The organism is Psychrobacillus sp. NPDC096426 (assembly GCF_044762745.1).
Lineage (GTDB): Bacteria > Bacillota > Bacilli > Bacillales_A > Planococcaceae > Psychrobacillus.
Genome location: NZ_JBIWEX010000002.1, coordinates 128,900 through 148,155 on the forward strand (window position 1 = coordinate 128,900; position 19,256 = coordinate 148,155).

Annotated in this window: 23 protein-coding genes; 10 read left to right on the forward strand and 13 right to left on the reverse strand. The window is 37.3% G+C overall.

What is annotated here, in order from left to right:
* Positions 1-15 precede the first annotated feature (15 nt).
* Positions 16-1,233: an MFS transporter gene (locus ACIQYS_RS02655; protein WP_402974476.1), complete on the reverse strand. Its 1,218-nt coding sequence runs from the start codon at positions 1,231-1,233 to the stop codon at positions 16-18.
* A gap of 124 nt (positions 1,234-1,357) precedes the next feature.
* Here ACIQYS_RS02655 and ACIQYS_RS02660 point away from each other — a divergent pair, with 124 nt between their 5' ends.
* Positions 1,358-2,065 carry a YetF domain-containing protein gene (locus tag ACIQYS_RS02660; protein WP_402974479.1) on the forward strand — a complete coding sequence of 236 codons (708 nt, stop codon included), beginning with the start codon at positions 1,358-1,360 and terminating at the stop codon, positions 2,063-2,065.
* An 80-nt stretch (positions 2,066-2,145) separates the two neighbouring features.
* On the opposite strand, the gene nagZ is transcribed toward ACIQYS_RS02660, so the two are convergent.
* Positions 2,146-3,822, reverse strand: a complete 1,677-nt coding sequence (gene nagZ, locus ACIQYS_RS02665) for a beta-N-acetylhexosaminidase (protein ID WP_402974482.1) — start codon at positions 3,820-3,822, stop codon at positions 2,146-2,148.
* Between the two features lie 131 nt (positions 3,823-3,953).
* On the opposite strand from nagZ, the gene ACIQYS_RS02670 reads away from it, so the two are divergent.
* On the forward strand, positions 3,954-4,277 hold the full coding sequence (locus ACIQYS_RS02670; RefSeq protein ID WP_402974485.1) for a winged helix-turn-helix transcriptional regulator: 324 nt from the start codon (positions 3,954-3,956) through the stop codon (positions 4,275-4,277).
* 4 nt (positions 4,278-4,281) lie between these two features.
* Positions 4,282-5,211 carry a DsbA family protein gene (locus tag ACIQYS_RS02675; protein ID WP_402974488.1) on the forward strand — a complete coding sequence of 310 codons (930 nt, stop codon included), beginning with the start codon at positions 4,282-4,284 and terminating at the stop codon, positions 5,209-5,211.
* A 133-nt stretch (positions 5,212-5,344) separates the two neighbouring features.
* On the opposite strand, the gene ACIQYS_RS02680 is transcribed toward ACIQYS_RS02675, so the two are convergent.
* Together ACIQYS_RS02680 and ACIQYS_RS02685 are read right to left on the reverse strand one after the other, a co-directional pair.
* A complete protein-coding gene (locus tag ACIQYS_RS02680; RefSeq protein WP_402974491.1) occupies positions 5,345-5,839 on the reverse strand; it encodes a cupin domain-containing protein in 495 nt (164 codons plus the stop codon).
* Positions 5,839-6,426, reverse strand: a complete 588-nt coding sequence (locus tag ACIQYS_RS02685; RefSeq protein WP_402974494.1) for a histidine phosphatase family protein — start codon at positions 6,424-6,426, stop codon at positions 5,839-5,841. The genes ACIQYS_RS02680 and ACIQYS_RS02685 overlap by 1 nt, the downstream gene beginning before the upstream one ends.
* Positions 6,427-6,640: 214 nt before the next feature.
* Between ACIQYS_RS02685 and ACIQYS_RS02690 the strand changes: the two genes are divergently transcribed.
* Positions 6,641-7,399, forward strand: coding sequence for a MerR family transcriptional regulator (locus tag ACIQYS_RS02690; RefSeq protein ID WP_402974497.1), 759 nt, complete (start codon positions 6,641-6,643; stop codon positions 7,397-7,399).
* Positions 7,400-7,424: 25 nt separating this feature from the next.
* Here ACIQYS_RS02690 and ACIQYS_RS02695 read toward each other — a convergent pair whose 3' ends face one another.
* Positions 7,425-7,832 carry an NUDIX hydrolase gene (locus tag ACIQYS_RS02695; protein WP_402974500.1) on the reverse strand — a complete coding sequence of 136 codons (408 nt, stop codon included), beginning with the start codon at positions 7,830-7,832 and terminating at the stop codon, positions 7,425-7,427.
* 22 nt (positions 7,833-7,854) lie between these two features.
* Complete coding sequence (locus tag ACIQYS_RS02700) at positions 7,855-8,184, reverse strand: MGMT family protein (RefSeq protein ID WP_402974502.1); 330 nt, start codon at positions 8,182-8,184, stop codon at positions 7,855-7,857.
* A gap of 138 nt (positions 8,185-8,322) precedes the next feature.
* On the opposite strand from ACIQYS_RS02700, the gene ACIQYS_RS02705 reads away from it, so the two are divergent.
* Together ACIQYS_RS02705 and ACIQYS_RS02710 are read left to right on the forward strand one after the other, a co-directional pair.
* On the forward strand, positions 8,323-8,646 hold the full coding sequence (locus ACIQYS_RS02705) for a PadR family transcriptional regulator (protein WP_402974505.1): 324 nt from the start codon (positions 8,323-8,325) through the stop codon (positions 8,644-8,646).
* On the forward strand, positions 8,639-9,670 hold the full coding sequence (locus ACIQYS_RS02710; RefSeq protein ID WP_402974508.1) for a DUF4097 family beta strand repeat-containing protein: 1,032 nt from the start codon (positions 8,639-8,641) through the stop codon (positions 9,668-9,670). Before ACIQYS_RS02705 ends, ACIQYS_RS02710 begins: the two co-directional genes overlap by 8 nt.
* A 118-nt stretch (positions 9,671-9,788) precedes the next feature.
* Here the strand turns inward: ACIQYS_RS02710 and dnaN are convergent, their stop codons facing one another.
* The 3 genes from dnaN to ACIQYS_RS02725 all read right to left on the reverse strand — a co-directional run bounded on the left by dnaN (position 9,789) and on the right by ACIQYS_RS02725 (position 12,343).
* Positions 9,789-10,925 (reverse strand): DNA polymerase III subunit beta, encoded by a 1,137-nt coding sequence (gene dnaN, locus ACIQYS_RS02715; RefSeq protein WP_402974511.1) that lies wholly within the window; start codon positions 10,923-10,925, stop codon positions 9,789-9,791.
* A 64-nt stretch (positions 10,926-10,989) separates the two neighbouring features.
* Positions 10,990-11,469: a DinB family protein gene (locus ACIQYS_RS02720; RefSeq protein ID WP_402974514.1), complete on the reverse strand. Its 480-nt coding sequence runs from the start codon at positions 11,467-11,469 to the stop codon at positions 10,990-10,992.
* A gap of 25 nt (positions 11,470-11,494) precedes the next feature.
* Positions 11,495-12,343 carry a GNAT family N-acetyltransferase gene (locus ACIQYS_RS02725; protein WP_402974519.1) on the reverse strand — a complete coding sequence of 283 codons (849 nt, stop codon included), beginning with the start codon at positions 12,341-12,343 and terminating at the stop codon, positions 11,495-11,497.
* A 69-nt stretch (positions 12,344-12,412) separates the two neighbouring features.
* On the opposite strand from ACIQYS_RS02725, the gene aroD reads away from it, so the two are divergent.
* A complete protein-coding gene (gene aroD / locus ACIQYS_RS02730) occupies positions 12,413-13,165 on the forward strand; it encodes a type I 3-dehydroquinate dehydratase (RefSeq protein WP_402974524.1) in 753 nt (250 codons plus the stop codon).
* A 146-nt stretch (positions 13,166-13,311) separates the two neighbouring features.
* Here aroD and ACIQYS_RS02735 read toward each other — a convergent pair whose 3' ends face one another.
* The 3 genes from ACIQYS_RS02735 to ACIQYS_RS02745 are packed head-to-tail and all read right to left on the reverse strand — an operon-like array spanning position 13,312 to position 14,810.
* Positions 13,312-13,773, reverse strand: a complete 462-nt coding sequence (locus tag ACIQYS_RS02735; RefSeq protein WP_402974527.1) for a GNAT family N-acetyltransferase — start codon at positions 13,771-13,773, stop codon at positions 13,312-13,314.
* Positions 13,760-14,266 carry a methylated-DNA--[protein]-cysteine S-methyltransferase gene (locus tag ACIQYS_RS02740; RefSeq protein WP_402974530.1) on the reverse strand — a complete coding sequence of 169 codons (507 nt, stop codon included), beginning with the start codon at positions 14,264-14,266 and terminating at the stop codon, positions 13,760-13,762. Before ACIQYS_RS02740 ends, ACIQYS_RS02735 begins: the two co-directional genes overlap by 14 nt.
* Positions 14,259-14,810, reverse strand: coding sequence for a bifunctional transcriptional activator/DNA repair enzyme AdaA (locus ACIQYS_RS02745; protein WP_402974533.1), 552 nt, complete (start codon positions 14,808-14,810; stop codon positions 14,259-14,261). Before ACIQYS_RS02745 ends, ACIQYS_RS02740 begins: the two co-directional genes overlap by 8 nt.
* A 119-nt stretch (positions 14,811-14,929) precedes the next feature.
* Here ACIQYS_RS02745 and ACIQYS_RS02750 point away from each other — a divergent pair, with 119 nt between their 5' ends.
* Positions 14,930-15,844, forward strand: coding sequence for a DNA-3-methyladenine glycosylase 2 (locus ACIQYS_RS02750; RefSeq protein ID WP_402974536.1), 915 nt, complete (start codon positions 14,930-14,932; stop codon positions 15,842-15,844).
* 167 nt (positions 15,845-16,011) lie between these two features.
* Here the strand turns inward: ACIQYS_RS02750 and ACIQYS_RS02755 are convergent, their stop codons facing one another.
* Complete coding sequence (locus ACIQYS_RS02755; RefSeq protein ID WP_402974539.1) at positions 16,012-16,920, reverse strand: stalk domain-containing protein; 909 nt, start codon at positions 16,918-16,920, stop codon at positions 16,012-16,014.
* A 123-nt stretch (positions 16,921-17,043) separates the two neighbouring features.
* Between ACIQYS_RS02755 and ACIQYS_RS02760 the strand changes: the two genes are divergently transcribed.
* Both ACIQYS_RS02760 and ACIQYS_RS02765 read left to right on the forward strand, forming a co-directional pair.
* Positions 17,044-17,943, forward strand: coding sequence for an ABC transporter ATP-binding protein (locus ACIQYS_RS02760; RefSeq protein ID WP_402974542.1), 900 nt, complete (start codon positions 17,044-17,046; stop codon positions 17,941-17,943).
* Positions 17,936-19,174 (forward strand): ABC transporter permease, encoded by a 1,239-nt coding sequence (locus tag ACIQYS_RS02765; RefSeq protein ID WP_402974545.1) that lies wholly within the window; start codon positions 17,936-17,938, stop codon positions 19,172-19,174. Before ACIQYS_RS02760 ends, ACIQYS_RS02765 begins: the two co-directional genes overlap by 8 nt.
* Positions 19,175-19,256 lie beyond the last annotated feature (82 nt).

The window sequence follows — 19,256 nt, forward strand, 5'->3', positions numbered from 1 at the left end:
CTTTCTTTATTATTCTTAAACAGTAGCTTTACGATCCCTCGGTAATGCAAGTGCTATTAATCCAATGAGAGGCAATAGGGAAACAATAATCATTGTTGTGTAAACACCTACATGATCCATTAGAACACCGATGACTACTGCTCCTACCGCTCCCATTCCAAATGCTAGTCCAACCGTTAACCCTGCCATCGTTCCTATTTTACTTGGCACAAGTTCTTGTGCATACACGACAGTTACGGAAAAACTTAACATAATGAAAAAACCGATCAAAATAAGCAATAAGACAACCGCCCAAATTGGAACATACGGTAATATAATAGCAAGCGGTATCGGTACAATAACCGATAGCAAAATCACATTTTTTCTACCTAATCGATCCGCCCACGGTCCCCCAAAAAACGTACCTACTGCTCCAAGCGCAAGGAAGATAAATATAAATAGCTGCCCTTTTTGAATCGTAAAACCGTAGTTCTCCATTAAATGAAATATGTAGAAATTCGTCATATTTGTCACGTAAAATGAACGTGCAAAAATAATTACCATCAAAAGCGTTAATGCAATTCCTACTTGCTTTTTAGAAAGCGATGATAACGATGAAATAAGCTTTCTTTTCTTGTTCGCTAAACTTTCCTCCTCTAACCGTTTTTTATACCACGCTGAGATTTTAGATAAGATGAAAATCCCAACCGCTGCAACGACTAAAAAAAGAGCTGCTCCTTTTTGACCAAGTGGCACAAGGATAAATGCACTTATAAGTGGTGCCAGAGCTTGTCCAGAATTCCCTCCTACTTGATAAATCGATTGGGAAAGTCCTCTTTTAGATCCTGCTGCCATGAACGAAACACGCGATCCTTCTGGGTGAAAAACTGCAGAACCAAGCCCTAAAAAGATAACAGACACGAGAATGATCCAATATTGGGGAGCGAATGCAAGTCCCGCCATTCCGATAAAGGAACTGGTCATTCCAAGTGGTAGTGCATATGGCATCGGTTTTTTATCACTAATAAATCCCACAACTGGCTGCAATACGGATGCCACTATGTTTAACGTAAAAGAAATTAAACCTAATTGTGTAAAAGTTAACCCAATTTCTTTTGCCAACACTGGGAACATTGCTGGAATCACTGCCTGGAGAGAGTCATTAAATAAATGGCAAACACCAATTGCAAACATGATTGGATAAACCGGATTCCCTAATTTATTCGAAACTTTATTTGTCTGCATTGTACGCATCACACTCTTTCTTCTCTCGAAATAATAGTAATGGATTCATTATAACGCAAAAAGAAAATGAATAGTTCAAACAATTTTGGAAAGAGTAGATAGGAGAACTTAATTTACAAAGGAGTTTAGATAAATGAAAGATTTATTTGATATTCATTTTTGGGAAATGATTATTCGTACGACAGTTTCTTTTGCAACCCTCCTTCTACTTGCTAGGTTATTAGGAAAAAAACAACTGAGCCAACTTACTTTTTTCCACTATATTACTGGTATTACGATTGGTTCAATTGCTTCCGAAATTGCAGCCCAAAAGGAAACTCCTTTTATCGACGGTTATATTGCTCTTATTTGGTGGGCAATCCTAACATTAGTCATGAGTTATATTACGTTAAAGTCCCCAAAGGTCCGCACGCTTGTCGACGATAATCCTTCAATTGTTATTAAAGACGGAGAAATCTCTTTTAAATCCATTAAAAAAGCGCGCCTACATATGGATGATGTACTAATGATGCTTCGAGAACAATCTATTTTCTCCATTCAAGACGTTCATTATGCAGTTCTTGAAACGAACGGAAAACTAAGTGTCTTTAAAAAAGTTGCGCAACAAGAGGCAACCAAACTAGATGTAAAAGCAGATGTTTCACTTCCAACTTATATGCCTTCCGAAATTATATCGGATGGGAAGATCGTTAAGAAAAATCTTTTAGAGATGGATTTAACAGAAGAGTGGGTGATGAAAAAGCTGAGGAAACAAGGTGTTGATTCGGTGGATCAAGTTTATTATGCCCAGCTTCAAACGAATGGTTCGTTGTATATTAGCTTAAGGGAAAATGGTATTTGAAAAGGACCGAAAAAAGAGAGGCTTGTCGCGACTGACGTCACGACCAGCCTCTTTCTTAAAGATGGAAACAGGTTTCGATCTTAATGACGCTTGTGAGTTTCTAATTTAAGGGTTAATTGTTCAATGGCTTTATTCAATTGTTGTATTTTTACTTCACTTACTTCCTTATTCGTTAGGTTGTACTTTTCTTTTAAAGAAAGAATGCGATTCACGCTTTCATCTATTCTTTCCACTGAAATTTCCCCATCGTTTACTGCTTTTACAATTGCATCTATCGCTTTTTTTATATTTGTATAATCATGTGCAATTAATACAATATCATTTCCTGCTTTTACTGCTTCAATAGCTGCTTGACCAATATCGTAATTGTCCGTTATTGCATTCATCGTCATATCATCCGTCATGACAACACCATCGAACTGCATCCGGTTTCTAAGTATTCCAGTAATAATTTCATGCGACATTGACGCCGGAAACTCAGGATCAATTTTGGGCAATAAAATATGGGCAACCATGACAACGTCCGCTCCATCTCCAATTGCATTTTCAAATGGAACCAATTCAAGTTTTTGTAAATCACCCAAGCTCTTTTGAATGATTGGAAGTTCTAAATGTGAATCCACTTCCGTATCCCCATGTCCTGGAAAATGCTTCACAACAGCAATAACCTGTTGACTTTGAATGCCTTTCATCGTTTGAATACCAAGTTCACTTACAATATCTACATTGCTGCTAAATGAACGATCCCCGATAACTGGATTTTTCGGATTACTATTCACGTCCAACACTGGAGCAAAGTCAAGATTAAAACCGAAAGCGTTCATTTCCTCTCCTAAGTGTGTACCTATTTCATAAGAAAAGGATGGATCATTAAGTTTCCCTATCTCCTGATTGGTTGGTAACTTGCTAAGTCCAGGTAATCGGGAAATTCTACCTCCTTCTTGATCTACTCCTAAAAAGAGTGGCAACTTTTCATTTTCACTTTCTTTTTTTATTGCGTTTAATAATGCAGTTGTTTCTTTTACATCCTTTAGATTATTTTTATAAAAAATGAGACCACCTACTTTTTCCGTTGAAACTAATTGCTTTGTCTCTTTAGAAATGTCGGTTCCTTTCACTCCTGCAAAGATCATTTGCCCTATTTTTTCTCTTAAAGTCATCTCCCCTATCATTGGTATTTCTTGTTCCATGACTTCTTCTGTATCTGTAGCAACGGATATATGATCAACCTCTGGATTTGGTTCGCTTTCAGTTGGTTTCGGAATGATCCACTTTAGTTGGTGATCCGATTCTACCTCATAAACGAGTATTAGTTGGCCAGCTTCATCATACCGAACTGCATCTGCTTCTCCTTTTACCGTTTCAATATCCTTTAAACGTATTTGCTGGATAGTTTCGGAGTTGCTTCTTATATCAAATACTATATTAGACTGATGACCAATCGTAGCCTTTTTGGAAGGGTAATCTTCATATGTAGCCATGGAAAAGTCGCTTTTTTTCGCTGATTCTCCCCATAATTCATACACTTCCTGTATACCTGTTTTACCTACGATAAAAGGTACATCTAAAACTTGTCCTTTTGCTGCAAGTTCAAAAACAAGTGCAACAAGTGATTCAGCCTCTGGTAGAGCTATTATTTCCCTAGGCTGTTTTTCTTTATCTATCGTTTCGTTCGTTTTATTTTTATCTTCCATTATCATCATAATAATCGCGATAACAACAAATAATAAGAAAATGATTCCAACCTTTTTTATCATTCAACAACCCTCCTCCTTATTGGTTTTCCCTTCTTTCCCTTTCTATAATCTTTTCTCACAAAGTATATTTTTTATACTTGATATATTTATTATACTAATTTACAATGAAGTAGAAAAGAGGGATAAATGCGATGAAAATTTGTCCATATTTAGAATCATCTTTTGAAATACTTGGAAGACGTTGGAACGGTTTAATCGTTCATTATTTATTTAATTGCCCAAATTATTGTGCTCATTTCTCGGATATGAGAAAGGATTTAACCGACATTACACCTCGGGCATTGTCACTTAAGTTGACAGAACTTGCGGAACATGGGCTAGTGGAGAAAAAAACGACTGTAGACCCTTCTGTCCAAATTTCTTACCATTTATCAGTTTCCGGGCAAGAACTTGCAGAAGCACTTAAACCGGTACACGCTTGGGCAAAACAACATATTACATTAGAAAAGGGGTAACAACATGACGAATAATAATTCCATGATGTGTGATTTAGAAACAGGTATTTGTGGGCCAGCAGGCGAAGGTAATACTGAAATGGAACTAATCGATTTAACTGTACCGAGTAAAAAAGTCGATCTTTACTATGTAACCGATCCAATTTGCTCGCATTGTTGGGCATTAGAACCAACATTACGTAAGTTTATGGAAGAGTACGGTCAATATGTTAACCTGCATACGTTAATGGGTGGCATGCTCGAAAAATGGGACGGATTTGCCGATGTATCCAACGGAATTTCAGGACCCGGGGATGTAGCAGGACACTGGCGAGAAGTCGGCGAGCATACTCGTATGCCTATCGACGGTAGCTTCTGGTTCGAGGATCCAGTTACTTCGTCTTATATCCCGTCACGTGTCTATAAAGTAGTGCAACAAAAAGATGCAAGCTTAGCTCCTGTATTTTTACGAAAAACAAGAGAAGCCGTATTCCCATTCAATAAAAATATTAGTAATGATCAATTACTAATCGACATCGTAGATAGCATCGGTTTAAACGGAGAAGAAATCGTAAAAGAATCTCATCTTCCAGCCGCGCAAGAAAGCTTGCAAGAAGATTTCATCATGGCAAGTCGACTAGGAGTACGCGGCTTCCCAACTATTATTTTCTTAAATGAAGAGCAAAAGGGTGTAAAAGTAGTAGGGGCTCGGTCCTTCGACTACTATGTACAAGCATTGAAACAAATACTTCCAGATGACAATATTCAACCAAAGACTCCCAATACATTACAAAGCGTATTACAAAAAGAAGGATTACTATTCTCTCGTGAAATCGAAGAGCTTTATAATTTAGCACAACAAGATGTTGCAACCTTCGTTGAAAAAGAATTAGTTGCAGATAGCTACGAGGTAAAAGAATTTCTTGGTGAAAAATATATTAAACTGAATCAATGAATGTGTAATGCCCTTCGAGTACAAATGTCCTCAGAGGGCATTTTTTGAATTGGTTGCTCTCCGTATTAGTTAGTTGCTTTAGAAGTTGGGTTAGTTGCTTTTATAAGCATTTCTGTATCCATTAGCCATTATCTTACAATTTCTCATATGCCATCTTACGAATAATTTGTTCATGTTCCGGATATTTCTCTAGCAATTCACTTTGCGTGAAAAGCTCGAAGTCTTCAAAATCAAAGCCAGGTGATACCATACATCCTACGAGAGAAAAAGCTCCATTATTCACGACAGATGAACCAAAAATTGAATTTCTAGGAACAAGTACTTGTGGGGATTCCCCATTTTCAATATCTAGTCCTAATTTATGTTCAACATAACTTCCTTCTTCATCAATTACATGTACAATTAGCGAACTTCCACCATGGAAATACCATAGTTCATCTGACTTTAATCGGTGAAAATGAGATATGTCGCCTTCCCCTAACAAAAAGTAAATGCTTGTGTACTGCTTTCGAGTCGCCCCAAAAGCATCGAGTGTCTCCTCAGAAGCGTGGGTACTTTTAAAATATCCACCTTCTGGATGAGGTTCTAAATTTAAATGCTGTATGAAATAATTCGCGTCTTTATTCATTAGACTTCCTTCTTTTCCAGATGGTTCATACAGTTAAAAAGATGGCATAGATTTTCATCATCTTGAAGCTCAACTACAGTAACTGAGGTATTACCTATATCGTTTTCAAAGTCCCGATTTGGAATAAGAGCATGTAAAAGTCGTCCGATAAATCCGCCATGACTTACTACTAAAATTCTTTTACCAGGATGTGCTTCTTTCATATCTTCAATAAAGGACATTCCTCTAGAGATAATTGCCTCCTCCGGCTCAAAACCAATGTCCAACTTTCTCCACTCAGCTCCCCACTTCGCTACTCGTTCTGCTTCCGTAGTTCCTTCAATAATTCCACCACCAATTTCACCTAACCGCTTGTCTACATAAAAATCGAGTGTTGGCTGCTTTTCTGCAATAATTTCTGCCGTTCTTTTTGCACGAATTAACGGGCTTGTATAAATAACATCCCACTCTTCATGCTCCATCCTATTAGCAACACGCTCTGCCATGTGGATGCCCTCTTCATCAAGTGGTACATCAGTACTTCCTTGAGCCCGTCCTTCTTTATTCCAAGCTGTTACACCGTGTCGTATAAAACCGATTGTTGTCATGTTAAATCCCCCTTATATTTATTATTCCATACCGCTTCCATCTGTTGAGGTGCTTATGCAAAATGCTTAACAGCAATTTCTACGGCGATCCCTTAACTGAAATTTACTATGAAAATGTTTTTTTAGCAACAAACTATAGTTCTCAAAAATTTTTCTTTCACTTGACCTTGCCGTTGCGTAAAGGTTTAGACTGTAGATATTAGGAGGTGATGGCGTGGAATATACGGTGCAAAAGCTTGGTCAGTTAGCGGGAATAAGCACACGGACCCTGCGATACTATGATGAAATTGGCTTGCTTAAACCTGCACATATCAATTCATCTGGTTATCGCATTTATGGTTCTGCCGAAGTAGACAGACTGCAGCAAATTTTATTCTACCGAGAACTTGGGGTGAATTTGGATAGCATTAAAGAAATAATGACATCGGAGACGTTCGACGGAGCAACTGCATTAAAGGAACATCGAGAAAAACTGCTTGAAAAAAGAGCTCAATTAGATTTATTGATCGAAAATGTGGATAAATCCATTCAACTAACGGAAAGGAAGATAAACATGACAGACAAAGAAAAATTTGAGGGGTTTAAACAAAAGCTTGTAGATGACAACGAGCAAAAGTACGGGAAAGAAATACGTGAAAAGTATGGCGAGGATGCTGTGAATAAATCCAATGCTAAAGTAAAGGGTATGACCGAAGCACAGTACGCAGAAGTGACAAACTTAGAGCAACAAGTTTTAGATAATTTAAAAGCGGCAATGGCAATAGGTGATCCAACAGGAGAGCTTGCACAAAAAACAGCGGATTTACACCGCCAATGGCTAAGCTTTTACTGGAATCAGTATACAAAAGAAGCACATGCAGGTGTCGCACAAATGTATGTGGACGATGAACGTTTTACTGCATACTACGACAAGATTCGGCCTGGTGCTGCGGAGTTTTTAAGAGATGCTGTACACATTTATACAAAAAACTAGAAGGCTTTTGCCTTCTAGTTACATCTTAGTTATTTATTACTCTGTCGATTATGTGGATATCTTCTGGATAAGCCAAAGGAAGTTCTCCAATTTCTTTTAACGACTTCCAAGCTATTTCATGAATGAATTCATCTGGGTCTTGGATCGTTATTTCCCCACTCACTATTTCCACTAAAAAGTATTCTACATGAAAAGAAATTCCATGTTCACTTATAATCTCATTTTTAGTATGTACTTTTTCAATTGTGCGAACTGTAAAGCCTGTTTCTTCCCAAAATTCTCTTACACAGCATTCTTCAAATGTTTCCCCTTCTTCTAATGTCCCGGATGGAACGGTCCATTTCCTTTCTTCTCCTGGAGCTGCTTGAAGAACCATTAGTACCTCCTTTTTTTCATTTATATAAATACCTGCTGCGCCTTGCCATTTGAACATTCTCTTTTCCTCTTCTCTATCATCAGATTAAATCTACATCATTAATTTCGGGGACGTATCTTGATTTTTTAAGATCCACAAGCCCATTTGGACGAAAACAAACACCTTCTGCTTCTAGCATCGCTCGTTGAGAATAGGCCGATTCCTCGTCCGGAATTGCGATTTCTCCTTTTATATTTATTACTCGATGCCAAGGTAGGTTGTGTTTTGTACTCATCGTGTGAAGTATACGTACGACTTGTCTTGCCCCACGTGCACTTCCAGCTTCTTTTGCAATTTGCCCATATGTCATGACTTTTCCTTGTGGTATCGCATTTATTATTTGAATAACTCTTTCCGTAAAGGGTTTCAATACTCTTCATCCTTTCATTACTTCGATTATAACTGATTAAGAATATTTTATTCAGTACCTTGCATAGGATAATACTGTGTGATATATTATCCTCAAAGGTACTATTCATTAAACAATAGTGAAAGGAGTGAACTAGGAGTGAATATTCAATTTAAAAAAGGCGTGCTGAATCTTTGTGTGCTTGTTTTATTGGATAAGCAGGATCGATATGGCTATGAGCTTGTCCAAAAAATATCCGACCAAATTTCCATTTCGGAAGGTTCCGTTTACCCGTTATTACGGCGCTTGACGAAGGAAGGATATTTTACTACGTATTTACAGGAATCTACAGAAGGCCCTCCGCGTAAATATTATAAGCTGACGGAACTTGGTAGAACGTATTTACATGAGCAGTTGAGCGAATGGAAAAGCTTCACAAATGGTGTAAACAATCTAATCGAAGAGGGTGTAAAAAATGACTGAACAACAGTTTTTAAACGAATTAGAGCTTGCTTTAACTACGCTTTCAGCGGATGAACGAAACGATATCCTTTCTGATATAAAAGAGTATTTTGTAAGTGGCCGCGAGGATGGTAAAACAGATAGCGATATTGCTGCATCACTCGGTTCTCCGAAAGAAATTGCACAAGAATTAGTGGAATTTCCGATTCAAGAAAAAATTTCGACTGAAAATAAAGTAATTAGAATTCCGCAATCGAACTTTTCCAATGTAACGATGAATATCGACTATGGCTCTCTAAACGTTTTTCCTTCTGAAACAGATGAAACCATTATTGAATTATTAGGGGAAAACGAAAAGCTAAAACTCACTGCAGAAGTTGTGAACGATACTTTATCGATTCAATTAAAATCAAAGAAGTTCCAGTTTTTCAGTTTTATATTCCTTATTAAAGAGATGAAAGTAAATGTAGCATTACCTAAAAAACTGTACACGACAATCATCATGAAAACAGACAATGGCCGGATTCGTGCGGAAAAAATGCTCGGAAAAGCGATTAAAGCCACTTCCGATAATGGCAGCATCGGCTTAAGAGAAGTTGCCGCTACTGTTTTAGAGATAGAAACGGATAACGGGCGCATTGAAATGGATAAAGTGCAAACAGATAAGCTTTCCACACAAACAGACAATGGCAGAATTGAGTTGCGTAATGTCGATGCGGAGCAGATCATAACGGAAACGGATAATGGACGAATCATGATGGAATACGTGAATGGGGATATTATTGGGAAAACTGATAACGGACGAATTACGCTTCTGACCTCGAGTCTTGACCGCATGATTCAGTTAGAAACGGATAATGGCAGTATTTTAGTTGAAACTGAGAACGAACCAACAGATGTATCGATACACGCAAAAACTGACCACGGCAGAGTTAGTATTTTTGGGGAAAAGAATTCTCGTACAGTATTTGGGAATGGAGCGAATACAGTTCGGCTTTCCTCTGATAATGGGAAGATTACTGTTGCGATTAAAGCTTTGGTCTAAAAAATAGCTCTTTGCTTATGGCAAAGGGCTATTTTTTTGTACTTGAACGACACAAAATCCACTCTGAACATGCAAAACGAACAAGGCTACCTAAAGATTACTTCAAACGCAGTGATTGTTAATACGTGCGAACAGGTACGATCAATTGTAAAACAATGTCATCATTAGCAGAATGTAAAATGAAGGGACGCATAGCACCTGTAAATTGAATCATTATGTCCTGTCCATCTAAGGCTCGTAAAGCGTCCATCATATATTTCGCACTAAATGAGAGCGCTATCCCTTCCCCTTCGATTAAAGTAGATTGAATTTCTTCTTCCACTTCTCCTATTTCTGGTGAGTTAGATGATATTTCCACAGTATTTCCTTCTAAGGAAGCCAACCGAACAATGTTATTACGCTCTTCACGTGCTAATAAAGAAGCACGGTCAATTGCTTGAAATAATGCTTTCCCATTCATCGTAATAGACGTTTTAAATTCAGTGGGAATTAAGCGAGAGGTGTCTGGGTAATTCCCTTCCAACAAACGAGAGTAGAGCAATACATCTTCCGTTTTAAATAATACTTGTTGATTCGTTATCGCAATATAAACAGGTTGTGACGAGTCTCCAATGATTTTGCTTAATTCATTTAAGCTCTTTCCAGGAATAACTACATTATATTCTCCTTCAATGGGCTGCTCTAAAGTCAGTTTGCGACGAGCAAGACGGTGACTATCTGTAGCTACGCAAGTCAGCTCCCCGCCCTTTATCTGCCAGAGAACACCTGTTAATACGGGACGATTTTCAGAAGTTGATACAGCAAATACTGTTTCACGTACTATTGATTTCAATGAATTAGCTGGAACTATAAATTGACGGTCATCTTGAATTTCTGGTAGCAAAGGGTAATTAGAAGCTTCCAACCCAATTAAATGAAACTTCGACTTACCAGACCGGATATGTGTATGTTGATTTTCTTTCACTTCTATTTCCACATCACTAGTTGGTAACTTCCGTATGATTTCATTAAACATACGTGCCTGAACAACGATCGCACCTTCTTCTATTATTCGAATGACTTGGTTCCCATTTTCTTCAGCTTTAATAAATTTTTGAATTGTTATATCCGAATCGCTACCAGTCAATTTTAACCCTTCTTCTGTAACTTCCAATTTTATCCCCGTCAATATGGGAACGGTAGTTTTTGAACTGACAGCTTTCATTACATCATTTAACCCATCTAATAACCGTTGACGCATAATTTCAAATTTCATCATTTGCCCCCACTTGTAAAAGTATTATTTTCCCCTTACTATGTCCAACTTGGGAATAGCCACTTTAGGTTGAAGCAAGACCTTTTCCAATAAGGTTTGCAGAGACTGGCTTTTTCCCTATTTCCCTTGCCCATATAGATAATTGTCCAATATGATGAATTTCGTGAGCAATTACATGTCGCATAACCTCACCCCATGTGTCAGTATCAACTCTTCCATCAGGCATAATATCTTGAAACAACCGATTATCCATGCTTTCATCCCATTCACGAACAAACTGCACTACTTCTATTTTGAATTTAGCATCCAACTCTCTGACCTTTTGTAAACTTTGATAATCTCTGAAATTCTCTTGGAAATCTGACTTTCCTTGAAGAATTCGTATCCAACTCCACTCCACATCTATAATGTGGAAAAGTGTATGCAATATCCCACCTACTCCCCCTTTTCTTTCAGCGAGAAGGTCTTCCTCGTTTACATCTTCACACCATCGATACCAATCTTCCCTTACCATCCAGTTATACTGAAATAGCATTTTCAACATAATTTCCCCTTTAATTATTGAATCTTCATTTTTCAAATCCTAAATGAACGGAATCTATCAGTTTTTGATAACCAATCTCCTGATAGATTTTGTTGGATGTTGGATTCAGCATATCTGTGTAGAGCACACAAAATTGGAATTCCTTTAGTAGTTCTTTGCTTCCGGCTGCTACCATTGTGCGTGCGTATCCTTTTTTTCGCTCTTCTTTTGGTGTGAATACGAGTGAAACGGTGACACCATGTGCTGTTGGTCTTGCTTTTTTCATCATTGACACAATATGTCCTTCGTTTTCCCACAGAAATACTTCATTTGCATCAAGCATTGCTTTCACTTTATTTTTCACTTCTACTAGTGCTGTTTTTGGCAGTCCTGTATCTTCTTCGAATTGGCTATACCATTTCTCAATAAGAAGTGCATCATCTTTTGTTGCATAACGCCAAGCACCAGGGCTCATTTCAAGTGATTCTTCCACTTTATCTAAGCGGTAAAGACCTTGGTCCATCAAAACAGAGAAGCTTTGTCCTGTTTTCTCTTGCCATTTTTGAGCAAATGCGTATGCCCATTCTTTCACACTAATAATAGAGTTGATAGGAATAGATTGTCGTATTAGCTCATCGATACTTAGATCGATGCAATCTCGCATTCGCCCATTATCCACAAAAATGATATTGAGTGGATGCGGTGGAGTCATTTGGAATATTGCTAGTAATTCACCATCTTCTTCGATTGTTGCCATATATGGATTTTCGTATTTTCCATCTTTAATTGCTTGTAGTACTCCGAAAAATAAACTAAACTTATCCTCGTATTTTACTAAAAAAGGGGTAGCTACTCTTGCAAAGTCTTCTGCATTTTCATATCTCTGAAATTTCATATTATTCTCCTCCTCTTCACCTTTGTATGTTAATATAACGTAAAATACCATTGAAGGGGAGTCTATTTTATGAAAATTGTTTCTATTCGCGATATTCATATCGGAGAAGGTGTTCCAAAAATTATTGTGCCACTTATGGGAAGAAACGTAGATCAGCTTCTTTTGGAAATAAAAACAATCAAGCAAGTTGCCCCGGATATTGTGGAATGGCGCGCTGATACGCTAGAGGGAATTGATAATTTAGAAGTAGTGAAAGAGACGCTTTCCACCATTCGAGAAGCGTTATTCCCTACCCCACTCCTATTCACATTTAGAAGTCATCGTGAAGGTGGAAATAAACTAATTGAAGATGTCTATTATAAGCAACTTCTTGAAAATGTTATTAGATCAAAAGCAATTGATTTAATAGATGTAGAGCTATTTTCTTCGAATGTGAACGAAATTGTGGAAACAGCTAAGATTAATAATATTTATGTAGTTATGTCTAATCACGATTTTGAGAAAACACCAGCGAAAGAAGAAATTATTTGGCGACTGCGAAGAATGCAGGAGTTTGGTGCGCATATACCGAAAATTGCTGTAATGCCCAAGGTTCCAACCGATGTACTGACTTTATTAGATGCTACCTACACAATGAAATCTCTTTATGCAGATCGACCAATTATTACGATGTCAATGGCTTCGACCGGTGTTATTAGTCGAATAGCAGGACAAATTTTCGGCTCTGACGCAACATTTGGTTCTGGAGTAGAAGCATCCGCTCCTGGTCAAATACCAGCTGAAGAGTTAAGAAAAATGATGGAAATTTTACATACAAATTAATTGATTAGAGATTGTCCAACCTTAGTGATCGATGGTCCAGTTCGATTGATAGATTGTCCAATTTAATTGATTGATCGTCCAACATTCATTAGAGATTGTCCAGTTCAACAAAAATACCAAGGAAAGCTTCATTTCCTTGGTATTTTTTATAGCTGCTGCGCTAGTCGAATCATATCTACACAAGCTATTCCGTTTTCTACAATCTCTTCATCATAATGTATCTTGAAAAAATCCTTATCAACACCAGTAATTCTAAATCCACATTTTTGATACAAAGCGAGCTGACCTATGCTTGAGTTGCCTGTCCCTATTTCTATTATTTTATAACCATGTTGTTTTGCTTTTTGAATTGCATCCAACACAAGTGTCTTGCCGATTCCTTGCCCGTGACATTGTTCTGCAACCGCTATATTTACAAGCTCTACTGTATCAGGTCTCGTCGGTAGTAGGACATACACGCCGACTGTTTCTTCATTAATCACAGCTATATAGCATTCACCGCGGGCTACATATTGCTTAACAAGTGATTCAGAAGGATCTGCCAGGAGCAATAAATCCATTGGATATGCTTCTTTGATTAGCTTCGTTATCAATCTATTCCTCTCCATTTTCTAATTTTAATAGTTTTTCTTTCATTTCCAAGCCACCACGATAACCTGTTAACGCACCATTTTTTGCTACCACTCGGTGACATGGAATCTTAATAAGCACTGGATTTGCACCGATTGCAGCTCCAACTGCTCGAACAGCTGCGGGATTATTAATGAGATCCGCGATTTGTGAATAGGATTTCTTTTCGCCGTAAGGAATTTTCGTAAGTGCATCCCATATAGCTAATTGAAATTCCGTTCCTTTTAAGTCCACTCGCATCGCAAATTCACGGCGAGTACCTTCTAGATATTCTTTCAACTCATTCATGTGAGGAGTTAAGGCTTTTTCACTCTCTACTAATTCATGTTTTGGAAAACGCTTCTTCAGCCATGCTTCCATTTCTTCGTAAGGTTTGCTTTGCGAACCTACGTAACTTAATCCTTTTTCTGTTGCAGCCATGTTAAGTCTCCATTCGTTATGAATGAAAAGTGTCCAATATATTTTATTCATTTGAAAAGTTCTCCTTTTTTCTATATTGAATTGGTGTCATCCCCGTTACCTTTTTAAACAATGTGATGAAGTAGGGTATATTCGACATACCAATGGCAGCACCTATTTCGAAAAGTGATTTATCTGTAGTGACTAAGTACTCTTTCGCTTTACTAATCCTAGTTTGTTGCATATATTCTATTGGCGATTTGCCTAATACTTTCTTAAACGTTCTCTGTAAATGATAGGGGCTTCCATGACATAAATCTGCAAGTGTATGTAGCGTTAACGACTCGGTGTAATGATCATCGATATACTCTTTAATTTGTGTGACCCATTCCTCATCCGGCAATCGTAATCCACCTGGTTTACAGCGTTTACATGGTCGAAAGCCTTCTTGTATCGCTTCCTTTGCCTCCATATAAATTCGGACATTTTCTTTCTTCGGTGGGCGTGATTTACAAGAAGGTCTGCAAAATATTCCGGTCGATTTGACAGCGTAAAAAAATATGTCATCATAATTTTTATCGTTTTGAATAATTGCCTGCCATTGTTCATTGTTCACAGTACCACCTCCCCTTTAAGTATACTTATTTTTACAATATAAGTGCAGTTTTGAAGACATAATAGCAAGATAACGAAATTTTTTATGTTTATAATAAAAGAACAAAGGAGTGTCGCAGTATGATATGGGAAGAAAAAGAGGAACAAATTTTATTAAAAACTATACCAGATTTTAATTTTACACAGAATCTAAACTATTTGTCTCGATCCACAAATGAATGCCTGTTTCATATTCACGACAATAAAATAAGAAAAGCCATTACTGTCGATAAATATACAATCCTTGTTGAAATTAAGGAACATGATGAACATACATTACTCATTGAGTTTTTAGGAAACACAAGACCTGGGAGGAAAGAAGTTCGCGAACAGGTTGTCTCATACATTATCGAATGGTTTGATCTGAAGACAGAAATAAACCCCTTTTATGAGATAGCTGAAAAGGATCCAGTGCTTAACCAAGCGACTTTACAATTTAGAGGATTACGTATTATGGGAATACCAGACTTGTTCGAATCGATGGCTTGGGGCATATTAGGTCAACAAATTAATTTGACATACGCATACACGCTGAAGCGACGTCTCGTCGAAAAGTATGGACGCTCAGTTACTTTCGAAGGTGAGCAGTACTGGGTATTTCCGACAGCGAGAGATATTGCAAAACTTACCGTGGAAGATTTAGCAGAATTAAAGATGACTGTGAAAAAATGTGAGTACTTAATAGACGTGGCAGGCCAGATAGATACGGGATTACTTACGAAAGAAATGCTGTTAGAAACAAATGATGTTAAAAAAGCAGAAAAAATACTAACGAAAATTCGTGGAATCGGACCATGGACAGCAAACTATGTGTTAATGCGCTGCTTGAGATTCCCTTCTGCATTTCCTATTGATGATGTAGGGCTGCATAATGCGATCAAGCATGTAATTGGATCTGATCAAAAGCCTACGAAGGATACGATACAACAACTAGCTTTACCTTGGAAAGGCTGGGAAGCTTACGCAACGTTCTATTTGTGGAGGTTTTTGTATTGAAGTAGAACGCCCCTTTTGATGAGTAAAGGGGCGTTTCTTAGATTTGGTTGCTCTGATTAATGAATTGATTGCTTTCATAGTGGATATGGTTGCTCTCGTGACTAGATTGGTTGCTTTCTCAGTCGATTTGATTGCCCTAACCCAGTAATTTGAAGCTAAATGTAAATTTAAGGAACTAGCACTTCTAAAATGTCCTCTGATACATAGGAATTATTGTTTTTCAATACTGGGTTCTCTATAAATTGTCGTAAACTTCGATTATGGCTATACGTCTTATCACCGATTGTAATAATGAGAGAGCTATTCCCTAGATTTAGGTATGTTCCATTGCCCTTTGAATATGTTAGTACTACATAGCCAAGATGCTCTCCTACTTTTTTTAGTGGAATCATTTTTGTTCCATTTTGCATGAAGTGGTCCTGCTCAATAATAGTTTGTATTTCTTTCATTTCTGGTGATAGATAGTTAATCGCTACAATTTTACTTGGTGGTGTTTGTGCTGGAATACTCATCGTTGTTATTGTGTAAAATACAACTAGCTCTTTACCATTTAAGTCTTCTTTATCGATTTTCTCGCCTTTTTCATTTACTAAAATAGTTTCTTCGCCTATGTTAAGTTTTAGTTCTTTATCTAGACTTACAAATTTATCATCAAACTTAGATACTTTAACAGAACCTATTTTTTCTTCGTCATGCACGATTACTAATTCTGGATAAATTTGTGCCGGGTAGATCATAATCATTGGCTTGTTTTTATCATAGTATGCGTCTATACGTTGCCCTTTTTGAAATGCTTCTTTTTCTACAGCCTTTGTCGTTCCGCTATTGAATAAAAGGGTATCATCGTTCAGTTTGAAAATGGTAATTTGCGGTTCTTTTTCTTCGGTTTCCACTGTCAATGTCACTACGTCTTTTTTCACTTCAACATCTTTCACTATTCCGGAAGACTTTATAAAAGCAGTTGTGTCTTCTTGTTCCATCGTCATTTTGTCCTCGCTTTGCGCATTCACTATAGGCTGTTGGAAAACAAATCCCGCGGCAAGGATCGCTGCTCCAAAAATACTTAATTTTTTCATCTTCACGCCTCCATTCATTGGATTGGACGACCAACTGAGGAAAATGTTACATAAAAAAATGAAACATTTTTCTACTAGCTCCGTATAGATTGATGAAAAGAAAAAATAGATGGGAGTATACATATGACGTTATCTATTAATCAAGTAACAAAAAGATATCAAGACTTTGTTGCCGTTGACAATCTTTCCTTCACGATTGAGAAAGGAGAAATTTTTGGTCTGATCGGGCAAAATGGTGCTGGTAAAACTACGACGTTTCGTATGATTCTAGATCTTCAAGAAACAACAGAAGGCACAATAATGTGGAATGGAACAAATATCAATTCAATTAACCGAGACCTTTTAGGATATTTACCGGAAGAACGAGGTATTTTCCCTTCCATGACGGTAGAAGATCAGCTTTATTTCTTCGGTGAACTAAGAGGAAAATTAAAAAAAGAACTAAAAAGAGAAGTGGACTATTGGATTGAACGCTTTGAATTAGAGGATAAACGAAAAGCAAAAGCTGAAACGTTATCGAAAGGGAATCAACAAAAAGTGCAGCTGATAGCAAGTTTTATCCACCAACCGGAGTTTCTAATTTTAGATGAACCTTTTAGTGGATTAGATCCAGTAAATAAGGATTTGTTAAAAAGCGCAATTTTACAATTAAAGGATAAAGGAACGACGATTTTGTTCTCCAGCCATCAAATGGATAACGTAGAGGAGCTTTGTGATCATTTATGCTTGTTGAAACGAGGGGTTTCTTTATTTTCCGGTAGTTTATTAGACTTGAAGAAGCAATACGGGAAAACAAAATTGACGATTCGAACGGATGTCCAAAAAGACGTACTCGGAAATTTGAATGGTGTGAAAGATATTCAAGTTGGTAAAGACCAATACATCTTAACATTAGAAGATGAATCGTATGCACAATCTATATTTGACTTTGTATCGAACGGCAAATATATTGAGAAATTTAGTTTAGATTATTTAACATTAGATGAAATCTTCAAAGATAAGGTTGGTGGAACGAATGTCTAAGTTTTGGTTGCTTGTGAAGCAGTTGTATACACAAAAGGTAAAAGCCAAATCTTTTATTATTGGAATCATCCTTTATGTTGCTATTATTAGCGGTGTAATGTTTTGGTCGGATATTAAAGAAGCTTTTTTCCAGAATGAACCTTTGCAAGTCGCTATTTTGAATGAAACAGATGCAGAAATGGAAAGTTTTTTTGAATCAACAAGTGATATAGAGTATTCGTTTCCCGAAGGAGAGATAGCAAAAGTAGAACAGCAAGTGATCGATGGTGATTATGCGGCAGCTGTTTTCATCCGAGATCAAGACAATTCATTAGCAGCTGAGATCGCAACGTTCAAACCACTTACATTTAATGATCAATTAAGCATCTCCTCTACCTTGCAGTACGCAGGTAAAATATATGAAGTACAACAATTGAATTTAACAGCGGAGCAAGCAGAAAAAATTCTTCAATCAGAAACGATTATTTCTGCAAAAAATTTAAATATCGACTCAACTTCAGGTAAAAGTGAGGACGAAAAAGCTGCTGGTATCGGAGTTTCTTTCTTAGTAGGATTCCTTATCTATTCGTTCATGATGACATTTTTATCAATGATTACTACAGATGTTGCATCTGAAAAAGGCTCGCGTGTTTTAGAAGTCTTACTTGCAAGTATTAAGCCATCTACTCACTTCCTGGCAAAACTTACAGGAACATTTTTACTTGCTTTAACCCAAATTGGGGCACTTTTAGTTGTTCAAGGTTTGTTATTTATGTTCATAGACGGTGGTTCGAAATGGGATATGGTCGTGGACATTGCAAATGAGCTATCCCTTAGTTATATAGGGTACGCCGTTTCGTTTCTGTTGCTAACGATTATCCTATACTTAATCCTAGGAGCACTACTAGGTTCTCTTGTTTCCAAAGTGGAAGAGTCAGGCCAAGCGATGATGCCCGCGATGATGGTTGGGATTATTGGTTTTTACGTGCTCATCTCTGGTATGGCTAGTCCAGATACAATGCTCATCAAAATATTCTCATATATTCCATTCACAGCTGGAATGGTAATGCCCCTTCGAATTGGAGCGACCGATATTGCCTCGTTCGAACCAATTGTCGCAATGCTCGTGTTAATCGGAACCGTTATATTAATGTTCCTAATAAGCTTATCTTTCTATAAACGAAGCGTATTAACGTATAGCTCAGGCGGCATTATTCAAAAAATTAAAACCGTTCTTAAAGTGACGACTTAATACTCGCCACATTTATACACAATGTTTACTGAAACCATCGTAAAAGTTTAAACTTTTACGATGGTTTTTTACATTTATTACA

Excerpts from the sequence above, each read along its gene's own strand:
- ACIQYS_RS02655 (WP_402974476.1), bottom strand. The coding sequence starts at position 1,233 with ATGCGTACAATGCAGACAAATAAAGTTTCGAATAAATTAGGGAATCCG.
- ACIQYS_RS02660 (WP_402974479.1), top strand. The coding sequence starts at position 1,358 with ATGAAAGATTTATTTGATATTCATTTTTGGGAAATGATTATTCGTACG.
- nagZ (WP_402974482.1), bottom strand. The coding sequence starts at position 3,822 with ATGATAAAAAAGGTTGGAATCATTTTCTTATTATTTGTTGTTATCGCG.
- ACIQYS_RS02670 (WP_402974485.1), top strand. The coding sequence starts at position 3,954 with ATGAAAATTTGTCCATATTTAGAATCATCTTTTGAAATACTTGGAAGA.
- ACIQYS_RS02675 (WP_402974488.1), top strand. The coding sequence starts at position 4,282 with ATGACGAATAATAATTCCATGATGTGTGATTTAGAAACAGGTATTTGT.
- ACIQYS_RS02680 (WP_402974491.1), bottom strand. The coding sequence starts at position 5,839 with ATGAATAAAGACGCGAATTATTTCATACAGCATTTAAATTTAGAACCT.
- ACIQYS_RS02685 (WP_402974494.1), bottom strand. The coding sequence starts at position 6,426 with ATGACAACAATCGGTTTTATACGACACGGTGTAACAGCTTGGAATAAA.
- ACIQYS_RS02695 (WP_402974500.1), bottom strand. The coding sequence starts at position 7,832 with ATGTTCAAATGGCAAGGCGCAGCAGGTATTTATATAAATGAAAAAAAG.
- ACIQYS_RS02710 (WP_402974508.1), top strand. The coding sequence starts at position 8,639 with ATGACTGAACAACAGTTTTTAAACGAATTAGAGCTTGCTTTAACTACG.
- dnaN (WP_402974511.1), bottom strand. The coding sequence starts at position 10,925 with ATGAAATTTGAAATTATGCGTCAACGGTTATTAGATGGGTTAAATGAT.
- ACIQYS_RS02720 (WP_402974514.1), bottom strand. The coding sequence starts at position 11,469 with ATGTTGAAAATGCTATTTCAGTATAACTGGATGGTAAGGGAAGATTGG.
- ACIQYS_RS02725 (WP_402974519.1), bottom strand. The coding sequence starts at position 12,343 with ATGAAATTTCAGAGATATGAAAATGCAGAAGACTTTGCAAGAGTAGCT.
- aroD (WP_402974524.1), top strand. The coding sequence starts at position 12,413 with ATGAAAATTGTTTCTATTCGCGATATTCATATCGGAGAAGGTGTTCCA.
- ACIQYS_RS02735 (WP_402974527.1), bottom strand. The coding sequence starts at position 13,773 with ATGGAGAGGAATAGATTGATAACGAAGCTAATCAAAGAAGCATATCCA.
- ACIQYS_RS02740 (WP_402974530.1), bottom strand. The coding sequence starts at position 14,266 with ATGAATAAAATATATTGGACACTTTTCATTCATAACGAATGGAGACTT.
- ACIQYS_RS02750 (WP_402974536.1), top strand. The coding sequence starts at position 14,930 with ATGATATGGGAAGAAAAAGAGGAACAAATTTTATTAAAAACTATACCA.
- ACIQYS_RS02755 (WP_402974539.1), bottom strand. The coding sequence starts at position 16,920 with ATGAAAAAATTAAGTATTTTTGGAGCAGCGATCCTTGCCGCGGGATTT.
- ACIQYS_RS02760 (WP_402974542.1), top strand. The coding sequence starts at position 17,044 with ATGACGTTATCTATTAATCAAGTAACAAAAAGATATCAAGACTTTGTT.
- ACIQYS_RS02765 (WP_402974545.1), top strand. The coding sequence starts at position 17,936 with ATGTCTAAGTTTTGGTTGCTTGTGAAGCAGTTGTATACACAAAAGGTA.